Below are 1,671 nucleotides of genomic sequence, written 5' to 3' on the forward strand. Positions count from 1 at the left end.
AGCTTGATTCGGCGCTTCACCGCCGCCGTGGACAATATCGCCGAAGGCACCAACCCCAGCTCCCACCTGGGCTTCCTGCGACCTGCTGAATCAGCGGCTTGAATTGTCCGTAGAGCTCCGCCGCCTGCTCGCTGTCCAGCGATACGAAGACCTCCGTCAGCCGGTCGTAGCGCCGGTAGCTGGCGGGGTCGATGTGCGGCAGGCCGTCTTTCTCGCGGACGACGAAGGGTTCATCAGGTCGCAGGAAGCCCAGGTGGGAGCTGGGGTTGGTGCCTTCGGCGATATTGTCCACGGCGGCGGTGAAGCGCCGAATCAAGCTCTCCACTCCCAGCCAGCGGGCCAATTGAGGGTTCTCCGAGAGCTGCCCGGCCAAGGTCCGCACCAGCGAGTCGCTGTCGTCCAGGGGCGGCAGGTCGAGGTCGCTCTCCGGTTCCTCCGCCGGTGGCGGTGGCGGGGGCGGTGGGGCTTCCGAGGCCAGCGGTGGCGGCTCCGGCGGCGCTTCCGGCTCGTCGTCGTTGCGCAGCACCAGGAAGAAATAGGCCGCGGCGATGAGGGCCAGGGCGACGACCACCGCCAGCAGCACCCGAGGCCACCGGGACGGAGTGCCCTCGTCCTGTGCCGGGGGCGCCGGCGTCGTCGGCTGGTCCAGCTCTTGATCGTCGAATTCGGTCATATTTCCTCGCTCCCAATCTCAACCTGTGACGCCGGGTCTCGGGACCTCGGCTCCCAATCCATCCTACGAGGCCGCTGCCCCGTTCGTTGCATCCGCGCTGTCTTCTTCCGGTGCCGGCTCCTCCAGCAGCTCCTCGATGAGCCCCTCCATCTTCTCCACCAGGCGCTCGTAGTGCTCGCCGGTGCCGGGGCCGGAGAACCCGCTGTGGATGGAGCGGACGGTGCCGCTGCGGTCGAGGATGACGGTGGTGGGGAAGGCGAGGATGGAGCTCAGGGCCGGCAGGGTCTTGGAGGCCTCGCTCTTGTCGCTGATGCCAGCCAGCAGCAGCGGGTATTCGAGGTTGTAGCGATCGGCGAAGCGGCGCACCTGGCGCGCGTCCCGCTCCTCATCGCCGGTGAGCTCGTAGGCCAGCCCGATGATCTCGAAGCCCTGGTCACGGTACCTCTCATGCCACTTCGCCAGCAACGGTGCCTCGTCGTTGCAGTTGGGGCACCAGGAGCCGAAGATGTTGACCACCACCACCTTGCCGTCGAAGCGCGGGTCGTGGATGGAAACCTCCTCGCCGTCCAGGTTGGGGAAGGCGAAGTCGAAGCTGCCGTCGCTGCCCAGGCCCACCTGCGTCCAGGCGTCCGGCAGCAGGACCTCGTCCTCCTCGGCGGGGCGGGCGGTCCAGGTGGCATGGTAGGAATCCCGGGACCAGAAGTCGCCCTGCAGCGTGCCGTCCTCCTGGGCGCGGGCGTCGAAGAGGAAGGCGTGAGCGCCGTCGAAGGTGGACAGGCGCAGCCGGCCTTGCTCGTAGCGGCCCTCGAGGAAACGGTAGTCGCCGGTAGCGGTGAGGAAGGTGCCGGTGACTTGGTCGCCGTCCTGCTGGAGCTCACCGCGGGCGGCCTCGGGGGTGACCTCTTCCTGTCACTGCAGCAATCGAAGAGATTCCGGCGGGAAAACACCAGGTGCGCATGGAGTTCGGCTACGACGGTGACGGCTTGGGCAAGGGTGGC

At 67.7% G+C, this 1,671-nt stretch carries 3 protein-coding genes; 1 reads left to right on the forward strand and 2 read right to left on the reverse strand.

Annotated elements, in window-relative coordinates; all coding sequences use genetic code 11:
* Nucleotides 1–16: 16 nt before the first annotated feature.
* Nucleotides 17–673, reverse strand: coding sequence for a DUF3014 domain-containing protein (locus tag SX243_26215; GenBank protein ID MDY7096482.1), 657 nt, complete (start codon nucleotides 671–673; stop codon nucleotides 17–19).
* A gap of 63 nt (nucleotides 674–736) precedes the next feature.
* Nucleotides 737–1,288 (reverse strand): TlpA disulfide reductase family protein, encoded by a 552-nt coding sequence (locus tag SX243_26220; GenBank protein ID MDY7096483.1) that lies wholly within the window; start codon nucleotides 1,286–1,288, stop codon nucleotides 737–739.
* 138 nt (nucleotides 1,289–1,426) lie between these two features.
* Here SX243_26220 and SX243_26225 point away from each other — a divergent pair.
* Nucleotides 1,427–1,671 (forward strand): hypothetical protein (locus tag SX243_26225; protein MDY7096484.1); only part of this gene is annotated, 245 nt, incomplete at its 3' end.

The organism is Acidobacteriota bacterium (assembly GCA_034211275.1).
GTDB lineage: Bacteria > Acidobacteriota > Thermoanaerobaculia > Multivoradales > JAHZIX01 > JAGQSE01.

Coding starts and splice junctions, on each gene's coding strand:
- SX243_26215 (MDY7096482.1), bottom strand. CDS start 673: ATGACCGAATTCGACGATCAAGAGCTGGACCAGCCGACGACGCCGGCG.